Origin of the sequence: Mycobacterium colombiense (genome assembly GCF_001672755.1) — a bacterium.
GTDB lineage: Bacteria > Actinomycetota > Actinomycetes > Mycobacteriales > Mycobacteriaceae > Mycobacterium > Mycobacterium colombiense_C.
The window spans coordinates 62,281-82,721 of the sequence record NZ_LZKI01000115.1 but is presented as its reverse complement, the minus strand read 5'-3'; the positions used below and the strand labels follow the sequence as shown (position 1 = coordinate 82,721).

The 20,441-nt window shown below is 67.9% G+C and carries 20 protein-coding genes and 1 pseudogene; 14 read left to right on the top strand and 7 right to left on the bottom strand.

Going from position 1 to position 20,441, the window contains the following annotated elements; all coding sequences use genetic code 11:
- From A5708_RS15655 to A5708_RS15615, 9 genes are all read left to right on the top strand, one after another.
- Positions 1–804, top strand: coding sequence for a sugar phosphate isomerase/epimerase family protein (locus A5708_RS15655; protein ID WP_065029496.1), 804 nt, complete (start codon positions 1–3; stop codon positions 802–804).
- Between the two features lie 2 nt (positions 805–806).
- The gene (locus tag A5708_RS15650; RefSeq protein WP_065029495.1) at positions 807–2,015 is read left to right on the top strand and encodes a DUF1214 domain-containing protein; all 1,209 of its coding nucleotides are present in this window, start codon (positions 807–809) and stop codon (positions 2,013–2,015) included.
- A gap of 15 nt (positions 2,016–2,030) precedes the next feature.
- Positions 2,031–2,945 carry an alpha/beta fold hydrolase gene (locus tag A5708_RS15645; RefSeq protein WP_065029590.1) on the top strand — a complete coding sequence of 305 codons (915 nt, stop codon included), beginning with the start codon at positions 2,031–2,033 and terminating at the stop codon, positions 2,943–2,945.
- A gap of 15 nt (positions 2,946–2,960) precedes the next feature.
- Positions 2,961–3,773, top strand: coding sequence for an LLM class F420-dependent oxidoreductase (locus tag A5708_RS15640; protein ID WP_065029494.1), 813 nt, complete (start codon positions 2,961–2,963; stop codon positions 3,771–3,773).
- Between the two features lie 110 nt (positions 3,774–3,883).
- Complete coding sequence (locus A5708_RS15635) at positions 3,884–4,624, top strand: GntR family transcriptional regulator (RefSeq protein WP_065029493.1); 741 nt, start codon at positions 3,884–3,886, stop codon at positions 4,622–4,624.
- Positions 4,625–4,673: 49 nt separating this feature from the next.
- Complete coding sequence (locus A5708_RS15630; RefSeq protein WP_065029492.1) at positions 4,674–6,488, top strand: ABC transporter substrate-binding protein/permease; 1,815 nt, start codon at positions 4,674–4,676, stop codon at positions 6,486–6,488.
- The gene (locus A5708_RS15625) at positions 6,485–7,234 is read left to right on the top strand and encodes an amino acid ABC transporter ATP-binding protein (protein WP_065029491.1); all 750 of its coding nucleotides are present in this window, start codon (positions 6,485–6,487) and stop codon (positions 7,232–7,234) included. The genes A5708_RS15630 and A5708_RS15625 overlap by 4 nt, the downstream gene beginning before the upstream one ends.
- Before the next feature lie 65 nt (positions 7,235–7,299).
- Entirely contained in the window at positions 7,300–7,803 is a 504-nt protein-coding gene (locus tag A5708_RS15620) for a MarR family winged helix-turn-helix transcriptional regulator (protein ID WP_065029490.1), read from the top strand.
- A gap of 58 nt (positions 7,804–7,861) precedes the next feature.
- The gene (locus A5708_RS15615) at positions 7,862–8,533 is read left to right on the top strand and encodes an SDR family oxidoreductase (RefSeq protein ID WP_065029489.1); all 672 of its coding nucleotides are present in this window, start codon (positions 7,862–7,864) and stop codon (positions 8,531–8,533) included.
- A gap of 7 nt (positions 8,534–8,540) precedes the next feature.
- Here the strand turns inward: A5708_RS15615 and leuS are convergent, their stop codons facing one another.
- Positions 8,541–11,444, bottom strand: a complete 2,904-nt coding sequence (leuS, locus tag A5708_RS15610; protein ID WP_065029488.1) for a leucine--tRNA ligase — start codon at positions 11,442–11,444, stop codon at positions 8,541–8,543.
- Between the two features lie 186 nt (positions 11,445–11,630).
- Here leuS and A5708_RS15605 point away from each other — a divergent pair, with 186 nt between their 5' ends.
- Together A5708_RS15605 and A5708_RS15600 are read left to right on the top strand one after the other, a co-directional pair.
- The gene (locus A5708_RS15605; RefSeq protein ID WP_065029589.1) at positions 11,631–12,809 is read left to right on the top strand and encodes an LpqN/LpqT family lipoprotein; all 1,179 of its coding nucleotides are present in this window, start codon (positions 11,631–11,633) and stop codon (positions 12,807–12,809) included.
- Between the two features lie 68 nt (positions 12,810–12,877).
- Positions 12,878–13,219, top strand: coding sequence for a hypothetical protein (locus tag A5708_RS15600; protein WP_065029487.1), 342 nt, complete (start codon positions 12,878–12,880; stop codon positions 13,217–13,219).
- A gap of 33 nt (positions 13,220–13,252) precedes the next feature.
- On the opposite strand, the gene A5708_RS15595 is transcribed toward A5708_RS15600, so the two are convergent.
- Positions 13,253–13,858 (bottom strand): YqgE/AlgH family protein, encoded by a 606-nt coding sequence (locus A5708_RS15595; RefSeq protein ID WP_065029486.1) that lies wholly within the window; start codon positions 13,856–13,858, stop codon positions 13,253–13,255.
- Positions 13,859–13,970: 112 nt separating this feature from the next.
- On the opposite strand from A5708_RS15595, the pseudogene A5708_RS15590 reads away from it, so the two are divergent.
- Positions 13,971–15,291 (top strand): annotated as a pseudogene (locus A5708_RS15590) (MFS transporter).
- Between the two features lie 50 nt (positions 15,292–15,341).
- The gene (locus A5708_RS15585) at positions 15,342–16,115 is read left to right on the top strand and encodes a TIGR03084 family metal-binding protein (RefSeq protein ID WP_065029484.1); all 774 of its coding nucleotides are present in this window, start codon (positions 15,342–15,344) and stop codon (positions 16,113–16,115) included.
- Between the two features lie 14 nt (positions 16,116–16,129).
- Here A5708_RS15585 and A5708_RS15580 read toward each other — a convergent pair whose 3' ends face one another.
- Positions 16,130–16,450: a DUF2710 family protein gene (locus A5708_RS15580; RefSeq protein WP_065029483.1), complete on the bottom strand. Its 321-nt coding sequence runs from the start codon at positions 16,448–16,450 to the stop codon at positions 16,130–16,132.
- A 72-nt stretch (positions 16,451–16,522) separates the two neighbouring features.
- The gene (locus tag A5708_RS15575) at positions 16,523–18,115 is read right to left on the bottom strand and encodes a DUF5631 domain-containing protein (RefSeq protein WP_065029482.1); all 1,593 of its coding nucleotides are present in this window, start codon (positions 18,113–18,115) and stop codon (positions 16,523–16,525) included.
- Positions 18,116–18,197: 82 nt separating this feature from the next.
- Between A5708_RS15575 and A5708_RS27250 the strand changes: the two genes are divergently transcribed.
- Entirely contained in the window at positions 18,198–18,341 is a 144-nt protein-coding gene (locus A5708_RS27250) for a hypothetical protein (protein ID WP_172826369.1), read from the top strand.
- A 24-nt stretch (positions 18,342–18,365) separates the two neighbouring features.
- On the opposite strand, the gene A5708_RS15570 is transcribed toward A5708_RS27250, so the two are convergent.
- Genes A5708_RS15570 through A5708_RS15560 form a run of 3 tightly spaced genes read right to left on the bottom strand, consistent with a single transcriptional unit; the run spans position 18,366 to position 20,289 of the window.
- Positions 18,366–18,677, bottom strand: a complete 312-nt coding sequence (locus tag A5708_RS15570; protein WP_065029481.1) for a DUF2694 family protein — start codon at positions 18,675–18,677, stop codon at positions 18,366–18,368.
- Entirely contained in the window at positions 18,674–18,991 is a 318-nt protein-coding gene (locus tag A5708_RS15565; protein WP_007771671.1) for an ESX-1 secretion-associated protein, read from the bottom strand. Before A5708_RS15565 ends, A5708_RS15570 begins: the two co-directional genes overlap by 4 nt.
- A gap of 50 nt (positions 18,992–19,041) precedes the next feature.
- Positions 19,042–20,289: a DUF4226 domain-containing protein gene (locus A5708_RS15560; protein WP_419538332.1), complete on the bottom strand. Its 1,248-nt coding sequence runs from the start codon at positions 20,287–20,289 to the stop codon at positions 19,042–19,044.
- Positions 20,290–20,441 lie beyond the last annotated feature (152 nt).

Sequence of the window (20,441 nt, the reverse complement as noted above, 5' to 3'; positions counted from 1 at the left end):
GTGGTGGCGCCGCACAAACGCCTGTCGGTTCACGACGTCACCTTCCTCGGCGCGCCGCTGGCCGAGGTGGCACAGCATTGGGCTGCCCTCGGCGTGTCTCGACTCAGCGTCTTGGACAGCGAGCTGCTCGATCCCCAATTTCCAAAGCTGTTGCAGTGCAACAGCTACACCGTCGAGGCGGTGTGCCACATCTTCGGCGGTGGCCGACTTGACGCACCCGGGCCCGCGGCGCGGAATGCGCTGCTGGCGGTGATCGATGCCGCGGCCGCAGTGGGCGCGCGGGTGGTCTACATGCTCACCGGCGGCCGGGGCGCACTGACCTGGCCGCAGGCCGCCGATCGCTTCAGCGCGTTGATCGCTCCCTGCGTCGAGCACGCAAGGCGGGCGGGGGTGGCGCTGGCGATCGAAAACGCGTCGAGCCTCTACGCCGACATTCATCTCGCGCATACCCTGCGCGATACCGTCGCGCTGGCCGAGATGAGCGGACTTGGAATCTGCATCGAGCTGTTCCACTGCTGGGCGGAAGGCGATCTCGACGCGATGCTGCAGCGGGCATTGCCACGAACCGAGCTCATCCAGCTCAGCGATTACGTGCTCGGTGACCGGGCGCTCCCGGGCCGCGCCGTGCCCGGCGACGGCGCGATTCCGCTCGAAGCGTTCGTCGCCCAGGCGCTGGCCGGCGGCTACGCGCACGGATTCGACCTGGAACTGATCGGGCCCCGCATCGACGCCGAGGGCCGCCTGCAATCCGCGCGGCGCGCCTGCGACGTCGTCGGCGCAATGCTGAACAGATTGGGTGCATGACAATGGGTTTCGGTGACGGCCCGGACGACGCGAAACTGCAATCGGCGTGGGCCGAATTCTGTTCCCAGCTGGAGCGCGCCGGCCGACAGGTGTTCAAAGACGCCAACCCCGCCGCCGCGTCGCAGCGCGTCGACGCGTACCGGTTTCTCACCCAAAACCTGGGCCAAGCCTTCGATTTGGCGCTCGAGACACGCGATCCCGGCTACCCGGTGCTGCACGCCTTCTGCGGCCCCACCCGCAAACTCGGTGGGGACTGCGCCGACTTCACCTATCAACAAGCATGGATCGACGGACACTCCACTTACCGGCTCACCGGCACTCGCGGCACCTCTCGCTTCTTCAACATCACCGTGCAGGGACGACGCACGCTCGGCCCGGGCGTCCTGCACGAGCCATTCGGCGACGCACCGGAGGCCAACCTGCTCGGCCACCAACTCGACGTCGGCGAAGACGGACGCTTCGAGCTTTACCTCGGAGGTCCCGAACGCGGCCCGAACTGGCTGCCCACCACACCGGAGTCCCGAAAACTGTTCATCCGCCAGGGGTTTGACCGCTGGGACGAGTCGCCGGCGCAGATGCGCATCGAACGCGTCGACATGGCATCCCCCAAGCCGTTGCCCACCCCCACCGACATGGTCGAGGCGATGCGCTGGGCCGGCGATTTCGTCACCGGCCTGATGTCGGATTGGCCCGAATTCCCCTTCAACTACGGCGGCGTCGACGCCGAGCACCCCAACACGTTCCCGCGCGTCGGCGCCACCGCCGCCGACAACAAACGCGGCCGGGCCGCCGCCAACATGTACTGGGAACTGGCGTCCGACGAGGCGCTGATCGTCGAGTTCGACGCCCACGACGGGCTGTGGATGTTCACCAACATGGGAGTCTTCTTCAACAGCATGGACTACCTCTACCGCCCGGTGAGCTATACGCCCAGCCGTACCAAGGTCGACCGTGACGGCCGCATCCGCCTGGTAATGGCTCACCGCGATCCGGGCGTGCACAACTGGCTGGACACCCAGGGCTTCGAACGCGGCAACCTGACCTACCGGCACATGCTCGAGGGCGCGCCCGCTGTGTTGGACACCCGGGTGGTCAAGCACGACGCGCTGCTGGGCGCCCTGCCCGACGAAACCGCCATGGTGAGCGCGCCGGAGCGCGCCGCGGCGATGTGGCAGCGCTTCCATGGCGTTCGCAGGCGCCACGTCCTATAGCTAGTGTCAAAGATCGTGACCGAGATCTCCGAAGACGAACTGGCCGGGCTGTCCGAATTCTCGCTGCTGTCCGAAAACGCCGAGCAGGCTGGAGTCTCCGGTCCCCTGCCCGACGCGGAACGCGTCGAGTCCGGCACGGGCGAAAGCAAAATCAGCGCCTTGCGCTGGGGCAGCACTCCCCCACGAATCGTGTTCGTGCACGGCGGCGGGCAGAACGCGCACACCTGGGACACCATCATCGTCGGCCTCGGTGAACCCGCGCTGGCGGTCGACCTTCCCGGTCACGGCCACTCCGCCTGGCGCGAGGACGGCGACTACTCGCCGCAGCACAACGCCGACGCCTTGTTGCCGATCCTGCGCGAACACGCCACGTCGGCCGGCCTCGTCGTCGGCATGTCACTGGGCGGACTGACCGCGATCCGGCTGGGCGCGGTAGCACCCGAACTGGTCAAAGAACTCGTGCTGATCGACGTCACCCCGTCGGCGCTGCAACGGCATTCCGAGATGACCAAGGAGCAGCAGGGCACCGTGGCTCTGATGCACGGGGAACGCGAATTTCCCAGCTTCCAGGCCATGCTCGACTTGACGGTCGCGGCGGCGCCGCACCGCGAGGTGAAGGCCCTGCGCCGCGGGGTGTTCCACAACTCGCGCAAGCTGGAGAACGGCCAGTGGACGTGGCGCTATGACGCCATCCGCACCTTCCCCGACTTCGCCGGCCTGTGGGACGACGTCGACGCCTTGTCCGCACCCGTCACGCTGGTGCGCGGTGGCACGTCGGGTTTCGTCAGCGACGACGACGCGGCCGAGCTGGCCCGTCGCGCAAAGCATTTCCGCTCCGCGCACGTCGTGGAGAATTCGGGCCATTCGGTGCAAAGCGACCAGCCACGCGCGCTGATCGACCTGCTGCGTGGGGTGCTCGACGCACGCTGAGCCTACGGTGGGGTAATGACTTCTGAGTTCCCGATCCGTATCGGTGTCCAACTCCAACCGCAACACGCTCCGCAATACGGCCAGATGCGCGACGCCGTGCGCCGCTGTGAGGACATCGGCGTCGACATCGCATTCAACTGGGACCATTTCTTCCCGCTCTACGGCGATCCCGACGGTGCGCATTTCGAATGCTGGACGATGCTCGGGGCCTGGGCCGAGCAGACGTCGCGCATCCAGATCGGCGCGCTGGTCACGTGCAACTCGTACCGCAATCCGGAGTTACTGGCCGACATGGCACGCACCGTCGACCACATCTCCGACGGCCGCCTCATCCTCGGCATCGGTTCGGGTTGGAAACAAAAGGACTACGACGAGTACGGCTACGAATTCGGCACCGCCGGCAGCCGCCTCGACGACCTGGCGGCCGCACTGCCCCGGATCAGCGCGCGGCTGGCAAAGCTGAACCCGGCTCCCACCCGCGACATCCCGATCCTCATCGGCGGCAAGGGCCCGCGGAAGACGCTGCGCATGGTCGCCGAATACGGCGACATCTGGCACGGCTTCACCACCGTCGAGACGTATCCGGGGGCGGCGGCCGTGCTGGAAGAACATTGCGCCGCCGTCGGGCGCGACCCGTCCACCATCGAAAGGTCGGCCGGCGTCGAGAACAACAGCGGCGTCCGGCGCGGCGAGGGCCTCGACGGGCTGATCGCCAACGCCGAAGGCCTCACCGCCCTGGGCGTGTCGCTGCTGACCGTCGGCGTAAATGGACCCGATTACGACCTGACCGCCGCCGAAGCGCTATGCAAGTGGCGCGACAGCCGCTAAACCGCCGTATTCAGGTTCGTCGGCCAAACACCTAAACGCGGGCGTCAATTCGTGAGAAACTCTCACCGCTGGATTGCCGAACCGGGTGTGAAAGAGACTGAAACAAAAAGATGCCGAAGAAATACGGGGTCAAAGAAAAGGACCTGGTTGTTTCGCACATCCTCCACCTGTTGTTGACCGGGAAGCTGCGCAGTGGAGACCGCGTCGACCGCAATGAAATTGCGCTGGGCTTGGGAGTGAGCCGGGTGCCCATTCAAGAGGCACTGGTCCAACTCGAACACGATGGCATTGTGTCCACCCGATATCACCGGGGCGCGTTCGTCGAGCGGTTCGATGAGGCCACCGTCCTCGAACACCATGAGCTCGACGGAATGCTCAATGGGATTGCGTCCGCACGCGCGGCGACCAGTCCCACGCCACGGATCCTGGGACAGCTCGACACCTTGATGCGCTCGCTGCGCACCGCCAAGGACTCGCGCGCCTTCACCGACACCGCCGCCGAATACCGGCGCACCGTCAACGAGGAGTACGCCGGTCCGCGGCTGCATGCCACGATCCGCGCGTCGCAGAACCTCATCCCCCGCCTGTTCTGGACGACCTATCAGAGCGGGCGCGACGAGATGCTGCCGTTCTACGAAGACGAGACCGCGGCGATACAGCGTCGCGACCCGGAAGCCGCGCGGGCCGCGTGCGTCGACCGCTCCTATCTGATGGCCCAGACCATGCTGGCCGAACTGGTCCGGCGACGGGTCTTCAGCCCGCCCGACGACGTCGGTCGGGTCGTTCCCGGCCCGCTACGGGTGATCGCCGAAACGGACACGATCTGCGACCAAGCGTCGCTGGTGTTGTGAACCGACGCTGAGCGGGCCGCGTCGCCGTCAAGTCGTTACGGTGACACTGATGAGTTCGCGCGTGGGCCGGCGCACCGAGCGCCGCGGAAGGGTCTTCGGCCTGGCCGCGACAGTCCTGATGGTGTGCGGCGTGGCGCTGGGTGGACCTGTCGCGCCGGCGGCCGCCGACTGGAATCAATGCGCTCCGGCCGGCGTGGACAGCGCGCGGACCCTGCCCAAAGACCTGACCGAGAGCCCGACCACCGGCGAGGACGACCGGGACACCACGGCCTCGGTCGAGCCGCTCGACGCCGTCGACATCGGCGCCCTGGGCCTCGGCGTGCCGGGTGTCCTGACCGTCGGCACGCTGTCGGACGCCCCACCCAACATCTGCATCAACCCCACCGGCGAATTCAGCGGCTTCGACAACCAACTGCTGCGCGCCATCGCCGGCAAGCTGGGTCTGCAGGTCCGCTTCGTCAGCACCGACTTTTCCGCGCTGCTCGCCCAGGTGGCATCCGGGCGCTTTGACGTCGGCTCGGCGGCGGTGAAAGCGACCGACGCCCGCCGGCACACGGTCTCTTTCACCAACGGCTACGACTTCGGGTTCTATTCGCTGGTGGTCCCGCCCGGTTCGGCCATCCACAAATTCAGCGACCTCGCCCCCGGCCAGCGGATCGGCGTCGTGCAGGGCACCGTCGAGGAGTCGTATGTCGTCGACGTGTTGCATCTGCAACCCGTGAAGTATCCCGGCTTCGCCACCCTGTACGCCAGCCTGAAGTCCCGGCAGATCGATGCATGGGTGGCGCCGGGGACCCTCGCGGCGACCGTCATTCGCCCCGGCGATCCGGCAGTGGTCGCCGGGAATACCTACAGCCCAGGCAATTTCGTCGCCTATGCGGTGGCCAAGGGCAACAAGCCGTTGATCGATGCGCTCAATTCCGGGCTGGACGCCGTCATCGCCGACGGCACCTGGACGCACCTGTACACGCAATGGGTGCCGCGGACTGTGCCGCCCGGCTGGAAACCCGGGTCCAGAGCCGCGCCCATCCCCAAGCTGCCGGACTTCGCGGCGATCGCGAAACAACACCGCTCGCCCGCGGGACCGCCCGCCCCGAAATCGCCACTGGCCCAGGTGGGTGAATCGTTCTTCGACTGGGATATGTACCGGCAGGCCATTCCCATGCTGTTCACCACCGGTCTGCCCAACACGTTGATCCTCACCAACAGCGCCCTGGTGATCGGCCTGGCGTTCGGGATGGTGTTGGCGATGGCGGGGATCTCGCACCGGCGCTGGCTGCGCTGGCCGGCCCGGGTGTACACCGACATCTTCCGGGGACTGCCCGAAGTGGTGATCATCTTGCTGATCGGGATGGGCATCGGCCCGTTGGTCAGTGGGCTGACCAACAAGAACCCCTATCCGCTCGGCATCGCCGCGCTGGGATTGATGGCCGCCGCCTACATCGGCGAGATTTTGCGCTCCGGCATTCAAAGCGTCGATCCCGGACAACTGGAAGCGTCCCGGGCGCTGGGCTTCAGCTACGTCACCGCCATGCGGCTGGTGGTGGTGCCGCAGGGCGTCCGCCGCGTGCTCCCCGCCCTGGTCAATCAGGCCATCGGGCTGTTGAAGGCCTCCGCGCTGGTGTACTTCCTCGGCCTGATCGCCGACCAGCGAGAGCTGTTCCAGGTGGGACGGGATCTCAACGCGCAGACCGGGAGCCTGTCGCCGTTGGTGGCCGCGGGTCTCTTCTACCTGCTATTGACCATCCCGCTAACGCATTTGGTGAACTACATCGACACCCGGCTTCGCCGCGGTCGCCGCGCCGCCGTGCCGGAGGACGACGCCGACCTGCTCGGGACGACGTTCGGCCAGGAGATCACGTGACCTCCGGCATCCACGGGCGCGCGTCAGTTTCGCTGGCGGCCAAGGACGTTCACCAAACCCTGGGCGGAAGCAAGGTGCTGCGTGGCGTCGATATCGAGGCACCCGCGGGCAGCACCGTGGCGATCATCGGGCCGTCCGGTTCGGGCAAGTCGACACTGCTGCGCACGCTGAACCGCTTGTATGAGCCCGACAGCGGCGACATTCTGTTGGATGGCCGATCGGTGCTGCGCGACGATCCCGACGAGTTGCGTCAGCGCATCGGCATGGTGTTCCAACATTTCAATCTCTTTCCCCACCTGAGTGTCCTGGCCAACGTGGCGATGGCACCACGAAAGTTGCGGCGCCTGCCGGCCGACGAGGCCCGCGACCTGGCGATGACGCAACTCGACCGAGTTGGCCTGAAACACAAGGCCGGTGCCCGCCCCAGCATGCTGTCCGGTGGGCAACAGCAGCGGGTGGCGATCGCCCGCGCGCTGGCCATGGGGCCTCAGGTGATGTTCTTTGACGAGGCGACCTCGGCGCTGGATCCCGAAATGGTCAAGGGAATACTGCAACTCATTGCCGACCTCGGCGCCGATGGCATGACAATGGTTGTGGTAACCCACGAAATGGGTTTCGCGCGGTCGGCATCCGACGCCGTGGTGTTTATGGATCACGGCAAGGTCGTGGAATCGGGCCCTCCCGAGCAGATATTCGATGCCGCAGAGACCGAACGGCTGCAGCGGTTTTTGTCCCAAGTGCTTTGATCTCCACTAACTGGTGGGCAATAGCTACCTTGTAAGCACCTCATATCGGGATAGACTCCCGATTTATGGCAGACAGCGAATCGAACCCGGCCGAGGTAGCCGAGCTCGCCGAGGGTTTGCACCGAGCGCTGTCCAAATTGTTTGCGATTCTCCGCCGTGGAGACCCCAGCGGCGCGGCGGCCGGGGAGCTGACCCTGGCACAATTGTCGATCCTGGTCACGCTGCTCGACCAGGGCCCGATCCGGATGACCGATCTCGCCGCACACGAACGGGTGCGAACCCCCACCACGACCGTGGCGATCCGGCGGCTGGAGAAGGTGGGGCTGGTCAAGCGTTCCCGCGATCCGTCCGACCTGCGTGCCGTGCTGGTGGACATCACCCCGCGCGGACGGGCGGTGCACGGTGAATCCCTGGCCAATCGGCGCGCCTCGCTGGCCGCGATGCTGAGCCAGCTCCCGACGTCCGACCTCAACACCCTGATGCAGGCACTGGCGCCGCTCGAGCGGCTGGCCTCCGGTGACCCGACGTCTGGACCCGCCGGCGTACCACCCGCGCGCAAGGAAGCCTGAAAAGAACCAGCCTTCAACGCTTTTCGCTCGCATTTGCGGCGTCGGTAAACTGCGGGGCATGCCCAATGCACTCATCACCGGCGCCGGCGGCGGTATCGGATCGGCCATCGCCACAGCGCTGGCACCCACGCACACCCTGCTGCTGGCGGGCCGGCCGTCCGATCGGCTCGACGCGGTCGCGCGGCGGCTCGGCGCCACCACGTTTCCACTGGATCTCACCGACTCCGGCGACATCGAAGCCGCCTGCGAAATTGTGGACGAGCTCGACGTGCTCGTGCACAACGCGGGGCTGGCCATCCCCGGCAGCGTCGCCGACTCGAACGTCGACGAGTGGCGTGCCACCTTCGCCGTGAACGTTTTTGGACCGGTAGAACTTACGCTGGCGCTGTTGCCCGCGCTGCGACGGGCGCGCGGCCAGGTGGTGTTCATCAACTCCGGCGCGGGGCGCACCGCCTCGCGGGGTATGGCCTCGTATTCGTCCAGCAAGTTCGCGCTGCGCGCCTTTGCGGACTCGCTGCGCAGCGACGAACCGGAGTTGCGGGTGACGACGGTCTATCCGGGCCGGACCGACAGCGACATGCAGCGCGAACTCATCGAGTTCGAGGGCGGCACCTATGACCCCGCCAACTTTTTGAAGCCCGAGACGGTCGCCGCCGCGGTCGCCCATGCGGTGGCCACCCCGCGCGACGGTCACATGTACGAGGTGGTGCTGCGGCCCGCCGGGCAATAGGGCGGGGCTACACGACGAGGTTGACCAGCCGGCCGGGGACCACGATCACCTTGCGCGGGTTGGCGCCCGCCAGAAACGCCTGGACTTTTTCGTCGGCGAGCGCGGCGGCCTTCACGGTGTCCTGATCGGCGTCGGCGGCGACCAACACCCGGCCGCGCACCTTGCCGTTCACCTGCACCGGGTACTCCACCGTGTCGTCGACCAGATAGGCGGGGTCGGCGACCGGGAACGGGCCGTGCGCCAGCGGGGTCTGGTGGCCCAGTCGCAGCCACAACTCCTCGGCCATGTGCGGGGCCAGGGGCGCCAACATCAGCACCAGCGGCTCGACCGCCGCGCGGGCCACCGCGTCGCGGTGCTCCTTGGTGAGATGGTTGGTGTATTCGATCAGCTTGGCCGCGGCGGTGTTATTGCGCAGTGCGGCATAGTCTTCCGCGACTCCGGAGATGGTGCGATGCAGTGCCCGCAGCGTGTCGGTTGACAACTCGGGTCCGTCGACCACGCGGGTGTCACCCGTCTGCTCGTCGATCACCAGACGCCACACGCGCTGCAGGAAGCGGTGGGCCCCTACGACATCCTTGGTCGCCCAGGGTCGGGAGGCCTCCAGTGGACCCATCGACATCTCGTAGACCCGCAGCGTGTCGGCGCCGTAGTCGTCGCAGATCTCGTCGGGTGAGATCGAATTCTTCAGGCTCTTCCCGATTTTCCCGAATTCTTGGAAGACTTCCACCTCTCCCTCGGGCCCGGGGTAGACGAAGCCACCGTCCCGTTCGACGACATCCTCGGCCGGCACGTACGAGCCGCGCGCGTCGGTGTAGGCGAAGGCCTGGATGTAGCCCTGGTTGACCAGTCGGCGATAGGGCTCCCGCGAGCTCACGTGGCCCAGGTCGTAGAGGACCTTGTGCCAGAACCGTGCATACAGCAGGTGCAGCACCGCGTGTTCGGCGCCGCCGACGTACAAGTCGACGCCACCGGGATCCTGCGGCCCATGCTCGGCCGGCCGCGCGCCCATCCAGTAGGCCTCATTCTCCCTGTCGCAGAACCGTTCCGAGTTATGCGGATCGGTGTAGCGCAGTTCATACCAGGAGCTGCCGGCCCACTGGGGCATCACGTTGGTGTCCCGGCTGTAGGGCTTGAGGCCGTCGCCGAGGTCCAGCTCGACGTGCACCCACTCCGTCGCCTTGGCCAGCGGCGGCGACGGCTCGCTGTCGGCGTCGTCGGGGTCGAACAGCACCGGTGAGTAATCCGGGACGTCGGGCAGCTCGACCGGCAGCGCGGCTTCGTCGAGCGCATGCGCGCGCCCGTCGGCGTCGTAGACGATAGGGAACGGCTCGCCCCAGTACCGCTGGCGCGCGAAAAGCCAGTCACGCAACTTGAATTCGATGCGCGCCCAGCCACGGCCCTCGGCCTCCAGGCGGGCGGTGATCTTTTCCTTGGCCGCAGCCACATCCAACCCGTCGAGGTAGCCGGAGTTGACCAGGACCCCGTCGCCGGCGTAGGCGGACTCCGAAATATCGCCGCCGGCAATGACTTCCACGATCGGCAGGCCGAACTCGTGGGCGAAGTCCCAGTCGCGGTGGTCGTGGCCGGGGACGGCCATGATCGCCCCGGTGCCGTATCCGGCCAACACATAGTCGGCGATGAAGATCGGCACCGGCTTGCCGTTGGTCGGGTTGGTCGCGTAACTGCCCAAGAAGACGCCGGTCTTGGCCTTACTCTCCTGGCGCTCGAGGTCTGACTTCGACCCGATCGCCTGCCGGTAGGCGGCGACGGCCTCAGCCGGTGTGGCGGCGCCGTACTTCCAGCGCGGATCGGTGCCGTCTGGCCAGGCGGCCGCCACCAATTCGTCAACCAGGTCGTGCTCGGGCGCCAGCACCAGGTAGGTGGCACCGAAGAGCGTGTCGGGCCGGGTGGTGAACACCTCGATATCGACCGTCTCGCCATCGGCCCCGGTCGCCGCGAACAGCGCTTTGGCGCCGGTGGACCGGCCGATCCAGTTGCGCTGCATGGTCTTGACCGGTTCGGGCCAGTCCAGCACGTCGAGGTCGTCGAGCAGCCGATCGGAGTAAGCGGTGATCCGCATCATCCACTGCCGCAACCGTTTCCGGAACACCGGGAAGTTGCCGCGGTCGCTGCGGCCGTCGGCGGTCACCTCTTCGTTGGCCAGCACGGTGCCCAGACCGGGACACCAATTCACCATCGAGTCCGCCCGGTATACCAGTCGGTGGCCGTCGATCACATCGGCCCGCTCCCCCGCCGACAGCCCGGACCAGGCGCGCCCGTCCTCGAGGCGGCGCGCACCGGACTCGAATTCGGCGACCAGCTCGGCGATGGGGCGGGCCTTGTTGGCAGTGGTGTCGAACCAGGCGTTGTAGATCTGCAAGAAGATCCACTGGGTCCACTTGTAGAACTCGGCGTCGGTGGTGGAGAAGCTGCGCCGGCTGTCATGGGCGAGGCCCAGACGTCCGAGCTGGCGCTTGAAGTTGACGACGTTGGCCTCGGTCCGGGTGCGCGGGTGGGTGCCGGTCTGTACCGCGTACTGCTCGGCGGGCAGCCCGAAGGCGTCAAACCCCAACGCGTGCAAGACGTTACGGCCGATCATCCGGAAATAGCGGGCGTATACGTCCGTCGCGATGTAGCCCAGCGGGTGGCCGACGTGCAGCCCCTCCCCCGACGGGTAGGGAAACATGTCCTGCACGAACAACTTGTCGTCCGGGATCGGGGCTCCGTCTGCCGGAGCCAGCGAACCGACCGGGTTGGGCACATTGAACGTCCCGAGCTTCGCCCAGTTCTCCTGCCACGCGCCCTCGATACGCCCCGCCAGCGCCGCGGTGTAGCGATGCGGCGGCGCATCAGAGTCGGGCACGGCGGCGCCGGAACTGCTTGCCGGCGAAGCGGTCGGGGAGTCGGTCACCTGAACAGGGTATAAGGGCCGACACGGCGGGTCCCCAGGCCACAGGTTGGTCTCGGTTCCGTCGCGCGCCGATCAGAGGTTCATCCCAGGTGTGTTTCGAGCCTGTTCACCGCCTTTGACCTCTAGTTACAGTCAGCCACTATCGACGGCTTCTGGTACTGACGCCTTTTGGAAGGACCGACGCAGATGATTGAGATCGTCCCCGTCCACCGGGCACTCCTCGGCGGTATGGTCGCTGGTCTGATGGGCCTGGCGGTTGTTGCGGGCGGCACGGCATCGGCAGACCCGGTGCCCCCAGCGCCGGCGCCCGTCCCCGCGGTTCCCGCCCCGGCGCCGCAGAACCTCGGGCCCGAGTTGGTGCCGCCGAGCAGATACCTCGCGGCCCCGCCGGCCGGCAACCAGATCGCCCCGCCGGCGACCGCCACCGCCCCGGGAACCGCCGCGCCGGCCGCGGTCAACCCGCCGGCCCCGGCTCCGGCTCCCGCGACGTCGGGCACCATCCACGAGTTCCTGCAGTCGAAGGGCGTGAAGCTCGAGGCGCAAAAGCCTGAGGGCTTCAAGGCGCTCGACATCACCTTGCCGCTACCCGCACGCTGGACGCAGGTGCCTGATCCCAACGTGCCCGACGCATTCGCGGTGATCGCCGACCGGCACGGCAGCAGCATCTACTCGTCGAATGCGCAGGTCGTGGTGTACAAACTGGTCGGCAACTTCGACCCGAAAGAGGCCATCACCCACGGTTACGTCGACAGCCAGAAGCTTCTGGCGTGGCAGCCCACCAACGCCGCGATGACCGATTTCGGCGGCTTCCCGTCGTCGATCGTCGAAGGCACCTACCGTGACGGTGATTTGACCCTCAACACGTCGCGGCGTCACGTCATCGCCACGTCCGGGCACGACAAATACCTCGTGTCGCTGTCGGTGACCACCGACCGCGCGGTGAGCGTCGCCGACGCACCGGCCACCGACGCGATCATCAACGGATTCCGCGTGAGCGCCCCTGGCGCGGCCGCCCCGGCACCCGCCCAGGTCCCCGCCGCTTCCCCGGTCGGGCTGCCCGCCCAGCCTCCCGCCGCCGCTCCGGTCGCGCCTGCCGCCCCGGCACCCGGTGTGGCTCCGGTCGCGCCCGTCGTCCCGGCTCCCGTTGCTGCCCCGGTCGCCCCGGTCGCCCCGGCCGCTGTGGCTCCGGTCGCCCCCCCGGCTCCCGGCGCGGCTCCGCTGGTACCGCTCGCCCAGACGTCCCTCGCGGCCCCGGGCGGGCTCCCCGCGCAGGCGCCCGTGACGAACCCGCAGCGCACCCCCAGCCTGTTGGCCATGGTGCCGGGCCTGCCCCCGCTGCCGAACTTCTCGTTCCTGCAGCACTAGAGGACGGCGGCGCCGGCACCCATCGAGCCGGATGCGCGGGCCGCTGACCCGGCTCGTATTGTGAGCCCATGCTGATTGCGGGCGTGCTGTGCATGTGTGCGGCGGTGGCCTCGGCGGGGTTCGGCACCTGGTCGCTTGCCCACAACCGGAATTTCGGCGCCACCGCGTTGGCGCTGCGCGCGATGGCGCCGACCCAGTTGGCGGCTGCGGTGATGTTGGCAGCCGGCGGCGCGGTGGCCATGGCCGCCGTCCCGAAAACGGCGCTGGTCGTACTCATCGTCTGTGTGGTGGGCGCGCTCGGAACGCTGGCCGCGGGCTCGTGGCAGACCGCGCGCTTCGCGCTGCGCCAGGAAGCGGCGGCGCCCGTCTGCGCCGGCAGCTGCGCCGGCTGCACGCAGTCGTGCCAGTGAACTAGAGGGCCGGTGGGCCCGACGTCAGCAGCCCTAGTTCCGGCTGATGTCGATGGGGTGGGTGGCCAGCAGCGAGAGCGGCAGCGGCTGGCGACGCAGGACTTGGCCCCACAAGTCGGATCTCGGTCCGACGAGCACGTCGGATGGCAAGGCAGACAACACGATCCAGTCGTCGCGCTCGATCTCGCCTTCCAGCTGACCGATCGTCCAGCCCGAGTACCCCGCGAAGATTCGCACCCCTTCGACCAGCGGCGCGATCACGTCTGGATCAGCGTCCAGGTCGACCATGACCACCCGGCCGTCCACGTGGCGCAAGCCCGGCACGCCCTGGGGATCGGCGCCGACCCGCAGCGTCGCCAGACACAACGCAGCGTCACGCTTCACCGGCCCCCCGATGAACATCGTCTTCGGCTTCGCCGACAGCTTGGTCCACTGGGGCAACACGTTGTAAACAGCGGTTTCGCTGGCGCGGTTCAGGACGACACCCAGAGTGCCTCCGTCGTTGTGCTCGACGATGTAGATCACACTGCGCCGGAAGGTCGGTTCGAGGAGATCGGTGTTGGCGAGCAGCAAAGTGCCCGCACGCACCCGTTGCGCGGCAGGTGCGACGTAGTCCTCTGGATCCTCCGGCGGCGGCACCCCACCATCATCGCATCCGGCGCATCGTGGCCCAGGGCAATCGAGAGCGTGGGCCAAGGAGATTTGTACTGTGGTTGAGACGCTCTGATCGCGCGAGCTTTGCCAGCCCCCAATCGTGGAAGTCGGTTTCGGTGATCCCAACCCGGATGCAGTCCAGTGCACCCGTCGAAATTTGGCGGTCCGTGCGTGGTTTGCCGGATTTCTGGCGGCTGCTGCAGGTGCGCGTTGCGAGCCAATTCGGTGACGGCTTATTCCAGGCTGCCCTGGCCGGCGCCCTGCTGTTCAACCCGGATCGGGCCGCCGATCCTCTCGCCATCGCGCGCGCCTTCACGGTCCTGTTCTTGCCGTACTCGCTGCTCGGTCCGTTCGCTGGTGCGCTGATGGATCGATGGGACCGGCGGCTGGTGCTCGTCGGCGCCAACGTGGGCCGACTGATCCTCTTCGCCGCGATCGGCACCATCCTGGCGGTGCGGGCCGGTGACCTGCCGCTGCTGCTGGGCGCTCTGTTCGCCAACGGCTTGGCCCGCTTCGTCGGGTCCGGGCTGTCGGCATCGCTGCCGCACGTGGTGCCGCGCGAGCAGGTGGTGACGATGAACTCGGTTGCCACCGCATCCGGGGCCATCGCGGCGTTCCTCGGCGCAAACTTCATGCTGGTGCCCCGGTTCATCGTCGGGTCCAGCGACAAGGGCGCCTCGGCGACCGTGTACCTCACAGCGGTTCCCGTGTCGATCGCGTTGCTGCTGTCCCTGCGGTTCGGGGCGCGGGTACTGGGGCCCGACGACACCCGGCGAGCGATCCACGGGCCGGTCATCTACGCGGTGATCACCGGCTGGCTGCACGGCGTACGGACGGTGGCGCAGCGCCCTACGGTGGCCGCCACTCTGTCCGGCTTGGCCGCCCACCGGATGGTCATCGGCATCAACTCGCTGCTGGTCTTGTTGCTGGTCCACCACATGCCCAACCTCGAGGGCGGGGGATTCGGCACCGCCTTACTCTTCTTCGGCGCCGCGGGGCTCGGCGCCTTCCTGGCCAACGTTCTGACGCCGCCCGCCATCCGCCGCTGGGGGCGCTACGCGACCGCCAACGGCGCGTTGGCGACGTCGGCGATCATCGAGGTCGCCGGCGCCGAGTTGCTTCTCCCGGTGATGGTCGCGTGCGGCTTCCTGCTCGGCGTCACCGTGCAGATGGTCAAGCTGTGCGCCGACACCGCGATCCAGATGGATGTCGACGACGCTCTTCGCGGGCATGTGTTCGCCGTGCAGGACGCGCTGTTCTGGGTCGCGTTCATCGTCTCGATCACGGTGGCCGGCACCTTGATTCCCGACGACGGGCACGCACCCGCATTCGCGCTGTTCGGATCGGTGCTCTACCTGATCGGCCTGGCATTGCACAGCATCGTCGGGCGCCGCGGGGAGCAGGCGAACGATCGTTAAGGTACAGACGTGACGTGTCCGACGGCCGCAGCCGACAGTCGAGGGCTCCGATGACCGGGCCCGCGCCCATGGTCGACGACCTGCGTGCCGAAAGCGACGCGCTCGACGAGCTGGTCGCGCCGTTGCCGCCCGACCGCTGGGGGGACCCCACACCGGCGCCGGGGTGGACGATCGCACACCAGATCGGCCACCTGCTGTGGACGGACCGGGTCGCACTGATCGCGGTCACCGACGAGGCCGGCTTCGCCGAGGCGTTGGCCAGCGCGGCCGCCGACCCGGCGGGCTTCGTCGACAAAGGCGCCGATGAGCTGGCGGCGCTGGCGCCGGCCGAGTTGCTCGCGGACTGGCGGGTCACCCGGGGCCGGCTGCACGACGCGCTGCTCACGGTGCAGCCCGGTCGCAAGCTCCCGTGGTTCGGGCCGCCGATGAGCGCGGCCTCGATGGCCACCGCGCGCTTGATGGAGACCTGGGCGCACGGCCTCGATGTCGCCGACGCCCTGGGTGTGACGCGGCCCGCGACCGAGCGCCTGCGGTCGATCGCTCACCTCGGGGTGCGTACCCGCGACTTCGCCTTCGCCGTCAACAATCTGACGCCACCGGCCGAGCCGTTCCTGGTCGAGCTGCGCGGGCCCGCCGGCGATACCTGGTCCTGGGGGCCAGCCGGTGCCGAGCAGCGGGTCGGTGGCTCCGCGGAGGATTTCTGCTTCCTGGTTACCCAGCGTCGCCCGTTGAGCGCCCTCGACGTCACCGCCCAAGGCGCGGACGCGCAGCGGTGGTTGCAGATCGCGCAGGCTTTCGCGGGCCCACCCGGCGCCGGTCGATGAGCGCGCGATACGCGTCAGTGCAGCGGGCCGCCGTAGCTCGCCCGGTTCTCGGCCTCTGCCTCCTCGCGCAGTGCGGTAATCGCGAGGTTCAGTCTTTCGGCCAGCTCCCCGTGGCCGTACCCGGTCATCACCCCGGGATGCAAAGTCAGTTTGAGTAACCGGCCGTCGGAATTCGCGACCGCGTGGACGTCACCCAGGTCGACGCTGTAGGTGACGGCTTCGGCCTGCGCCACAAGGGCTTCCCACTTGTCGGCCGCCTCGCTCAGTTCCCGAAGAACCGATTCGACGAGATCCTTCTCGCTGAGATTCGCGCGACTGCCCGAACCCGCCACCATGACAGTATCGTCGACCCCTCCGACCAGCGTCAATTCATGCGCGAGCAGGTTTGCGGCTTGCCCGCCGCGCGTTCACCCGCTGAGCTTTTGATACCAGGCGAGGTGGTAGTTCGCGGACACCGCGTCGCCGCTGGCGATGCCCTCGGTGGCGGCCATCAACAGGCACTTGAGCAGGAGCGCGGGATTGACGTTCGGGTACTGAACGAGGAGCTGGTAACGCGCGGTATCGAGGTGTACCCGCAGCACGTCGACCTCCTGGTCGACGACGACCGTTCCGGCGGCGGCGGCCTCCGCCAACCTCGGCACGATCTTGGGCAGATCGTCACGCCTGCGGGTGGTCGCGCTGAGCACGCTCGCCAAATCATCGATCACAGGCAGGGTGCGCGGCTCGACCGACGACCTGGTCGCGGCGAAGTCGACCGAGCGGCGCAGCGAATCACCGGGAGCGTAAGTGACGACGCGCGCCGTTTCGCCGATCAGCGCGGTCACCCTGCCGGGGCGCCGCTCGGGCTCCAACAACTGCACGCCCGCCGGAAGGGTGATGCCGGACGGTATCCATCCGTGAGCGAGGTCGGTGACGAGTACCGTCGTGCCGTCGGCGCGGTCGCCGATCGCCCAATTCACGCGTGGCTCCTGCCGGACCACGAACTCGAGCAGCCGATTCAGCCGCTCGTTGTCGGATCCTGTTGGCGGCGTTTGCTTTTCGGTCCGCGGCCGGGCCGCCGCGAAGGCGGTAGTTTCTGCCTCGGCGACGGGCGTGACATCAACCGGGGGGTCCTGCCGGGGCGGCTCCGCCTCTGCGACGGACGGCTCGTCGACCACCGCGTGGTGACGACCGGAATCGGTCAGCTCTGGGGCCGGCTCGGGCGCGCGCTGCGCCGGCGCCCCGAATACCGGCTCCGCCTGGGTGACCAAGGGGATCACCTGCGTCTCGTCGAGATGCGGCGCTTCGGCGGCGACAGGCTCGTGCTCGTCGCCCGGCTCGACCACCGCGTGGTGACGACCGGAATCGGTCAGCTCTGGGGTCGGCTCGGGCGCAGGCTCCGCCGCCGTCGGCGAAACCGGCTCGTCCCTGACCACCGGAATGACTTGCGTCTGATCGAGATCTGACGCGTCGGCGGTACGGGTCTCTTCCGCGGACTCTCGACGACGGCGCCTTCTGCCCGGTCGCGGGGTCGACTCGGGCCTACTCGGCGGAGGCGCCTCGGCGGCGGGCTTCGTCTCGCGGATTACGGGCAGCACCTGCGTCTTTTCCAGGTCCGCGTCGGACGGCTCTACCCGCGGTGGGGGAGCAACGCGGGCCTGCACTCCACTCTGCACCGCATGCAAATAGCGGATCGTCGATTCGACTCGGCGCACGGCACGTCCACGGGCGGCGTCGATGACCCGGGCCTCCGCCGCCTGCCGGGAAGGGTCCGTCATTCCCGATCGCTTGAGCAACTTCAGTTCGTCGTTGGCGGCGCGGGCAATTCGTTCCAGGTCAGCCTTGAGATACTCAGCGAGGGTGGCGGTTTCGGGCGTCACCGTCGACAATTCGGCAGGCCACAGCCCGCCTGTCACCCACGGGGTGCAGTCGATAGGGGAGCTGAAAGCCGGCATCGCCAGTGATTCCCGGGTAGCTCTCCGGAGGCGCTGGCGCGCCGACATCCGACCGAAGACCGCCACCGGCTAAGCGTACCGGGACCCGGCGGGCGACTTGTGCGGTCAGTGAATTGTGCGGTCGCAAGGCCCTGGGTAGCGTAAGGCCATGGCTGATTCTGCACTGCAGCAGCAACTCGACGAGGTGCGCGCCTTGCTCGCTCGCGCGCGAGAGTTGTTCGGCCCCAATCCAGTAGAGCCGCCGACCGGTATCGCGCCCGATCCCAGCGTGGCTAAGCCGTGGTTGCGCTAGGCCGGCAGCTCGCCTCACAGCCCTTTAAAGCACACCGTTTCGGCGACGCAGTTTGTGCGCCAGCAACTTTTCGATGGCCGCATCGAGATCCCGGGGAGTCGGAACCTCCGCGGACGGGGTGTGCCCGGCCGCGACGATCTCGTCGCGAATTTCCAGCAACGCTTTGAGGCACGACACGTCGGCGGTCAGCAGAATGCCCTGCGCCAACGTCTCGGCATCGGTTTCCATCGCCTCTTCGCTCAGCGCGACGCTGTGCATATAGCCGCCGCGGCAAGAGCGGACGAGGATGTGTCCACTCGGGTGAACGGTGTCGAAAGCGGGATTCGCGTCGGTCATCGACCGCGGTCGACGATGTCGCCGAACTTCCCTGCCGCCTCCTGCTCGTGCTGTTCCCACATCGTCGCCGAAACGGTCAGTTTGTCGGCCAGATCCGCGTGGTCAGCTGCTTGCTGCTCATAACACTGGCGTCGAAGTTCCAGCAGTTCCCGGCCCGCGTCGCGCAGTTCACTGAAGATCGGCCCGAGCGAATCGAGGCTTTCTTGGATCGCGGCGTGCGACGACGGAACGGTACGCAAATATTCCGAGGTGTCCTGGTGGTGCGCGGCGGCCTGACGTAGGTGCGCAGGCACTACATGAATCGAATCTGCCATCCGCTGTCTCCTGTTGACGACCGCCGGTTGTGCCGGCGGATTCATTTTTGTCAGGTGGTCGACGAGGTCGCCGGCCGGGTGGGTGTCGGTGGGTCAGGCTTGGCCGGCGTCGGTACTGCCGCGGCCGCCGCCGGCGGATGCTCCCAGCCTAAGAAGGTCGGCCCGCTCACGGTGGCGATGTGTTGAATTTGGCCGTCGTAAAGCGCCTTGCCGGAGCCGAGGGCGAGTGCGTGGCGATCGGTGAACATCCCGATATCGCCGGGTACCACCTGCAGGGCATCGATGGGGCTGGGCACCGCGGTTCCCGGTGGGGGAATGGTCATCCCCTGCTGTTGGAAAGCCTCCGCTATCGGGGTGCCGGCGACGGCGGCCGTGATCGCGGCCGCCAACTGGGGACTGGCGGCGGTCACCGTTTCCCCGTCGGGCAAGGTCACCGGTGTCGGACCGGCCGGCGGCTCATCGGACGACGTGCCGTGCTGGGCGTCGGTGCCACCCGCCACCTCGTCCGAGGCGTCGCGCGCTCCCGGGTCCTGGTCGTCCGGCAGTTCCTCGTCGGCCAGATCTTGAAGAGCCGGATCGGCCCCGTCGCCACCTTCTGGTCCGGAGAGCGGAAGTCCGCCGGGCTCCCAACCGGCCATCGACGGCGTGGAGCCGAGCCCCGGCAGTGAGCCACCACCGAAGTTGGGCATGGTGGGCATGGTGGGCACCATCGGCGGCTGCGGTACGGCCGGCATCGCCGCGCCCGCGCCCGGATTCGGCCCCGGCACATCCCCGGACAGGCCGTCATCGTCGGCAAACAAGGAGTCCAGCAGCGGATCCCAATCGGCGTCGAGATCATCGGTCGCGTCGCCGGCGGGTGTATCACCAACCGGCACCGCCGTCCCCGGCCGTTCGCCTGGCGCATGCGGTTCCCCTTTGGAGGCGTCGTACAGCGACGTCCAGGCGGCCATCAGCGCTGACTTCGACGTGTCGTCCAGGCTGGCGTTCAGGACGATCTCGCGGATGTCTCGGAGCTTGCCGATGAGAAACCGCTGGAAGTCCCGGGCCCCCGCCGGGGTGTCCAGGTCTGATCTGGTCCGCACCGCGGCTTCGGTTTCGTGTTGCAGCTTGGTCAGAGCTTCTCTGCCGTCGACCGCACGCAGGTGCGCGTTCAGGATCGCCGAGACCACCTGCATGTCCAGCTGCGAGCTCGTCGAATTCTGTTGCGCAAGAGCGGCTTCGGCATTGGCAATGGCCTCGGCCGCGGCGCCCGTCTCGCGATCCGGCAGTGCCGAGGTTTCGGCGGACGGCCGCTGCACGGGCGGATTGGCCGCCGTTGCGGCGCCGAAGACGCCGGCGTGCTGCTGGCGGATCTTGCGCAGGATCGCCTCGACCTGTTCGGGCCGAGTGGTCGGCGTGATCACGGCGGTCACTTCGGCGGGCGCCAATCCCGTCTGCCATGCGTTCGGGT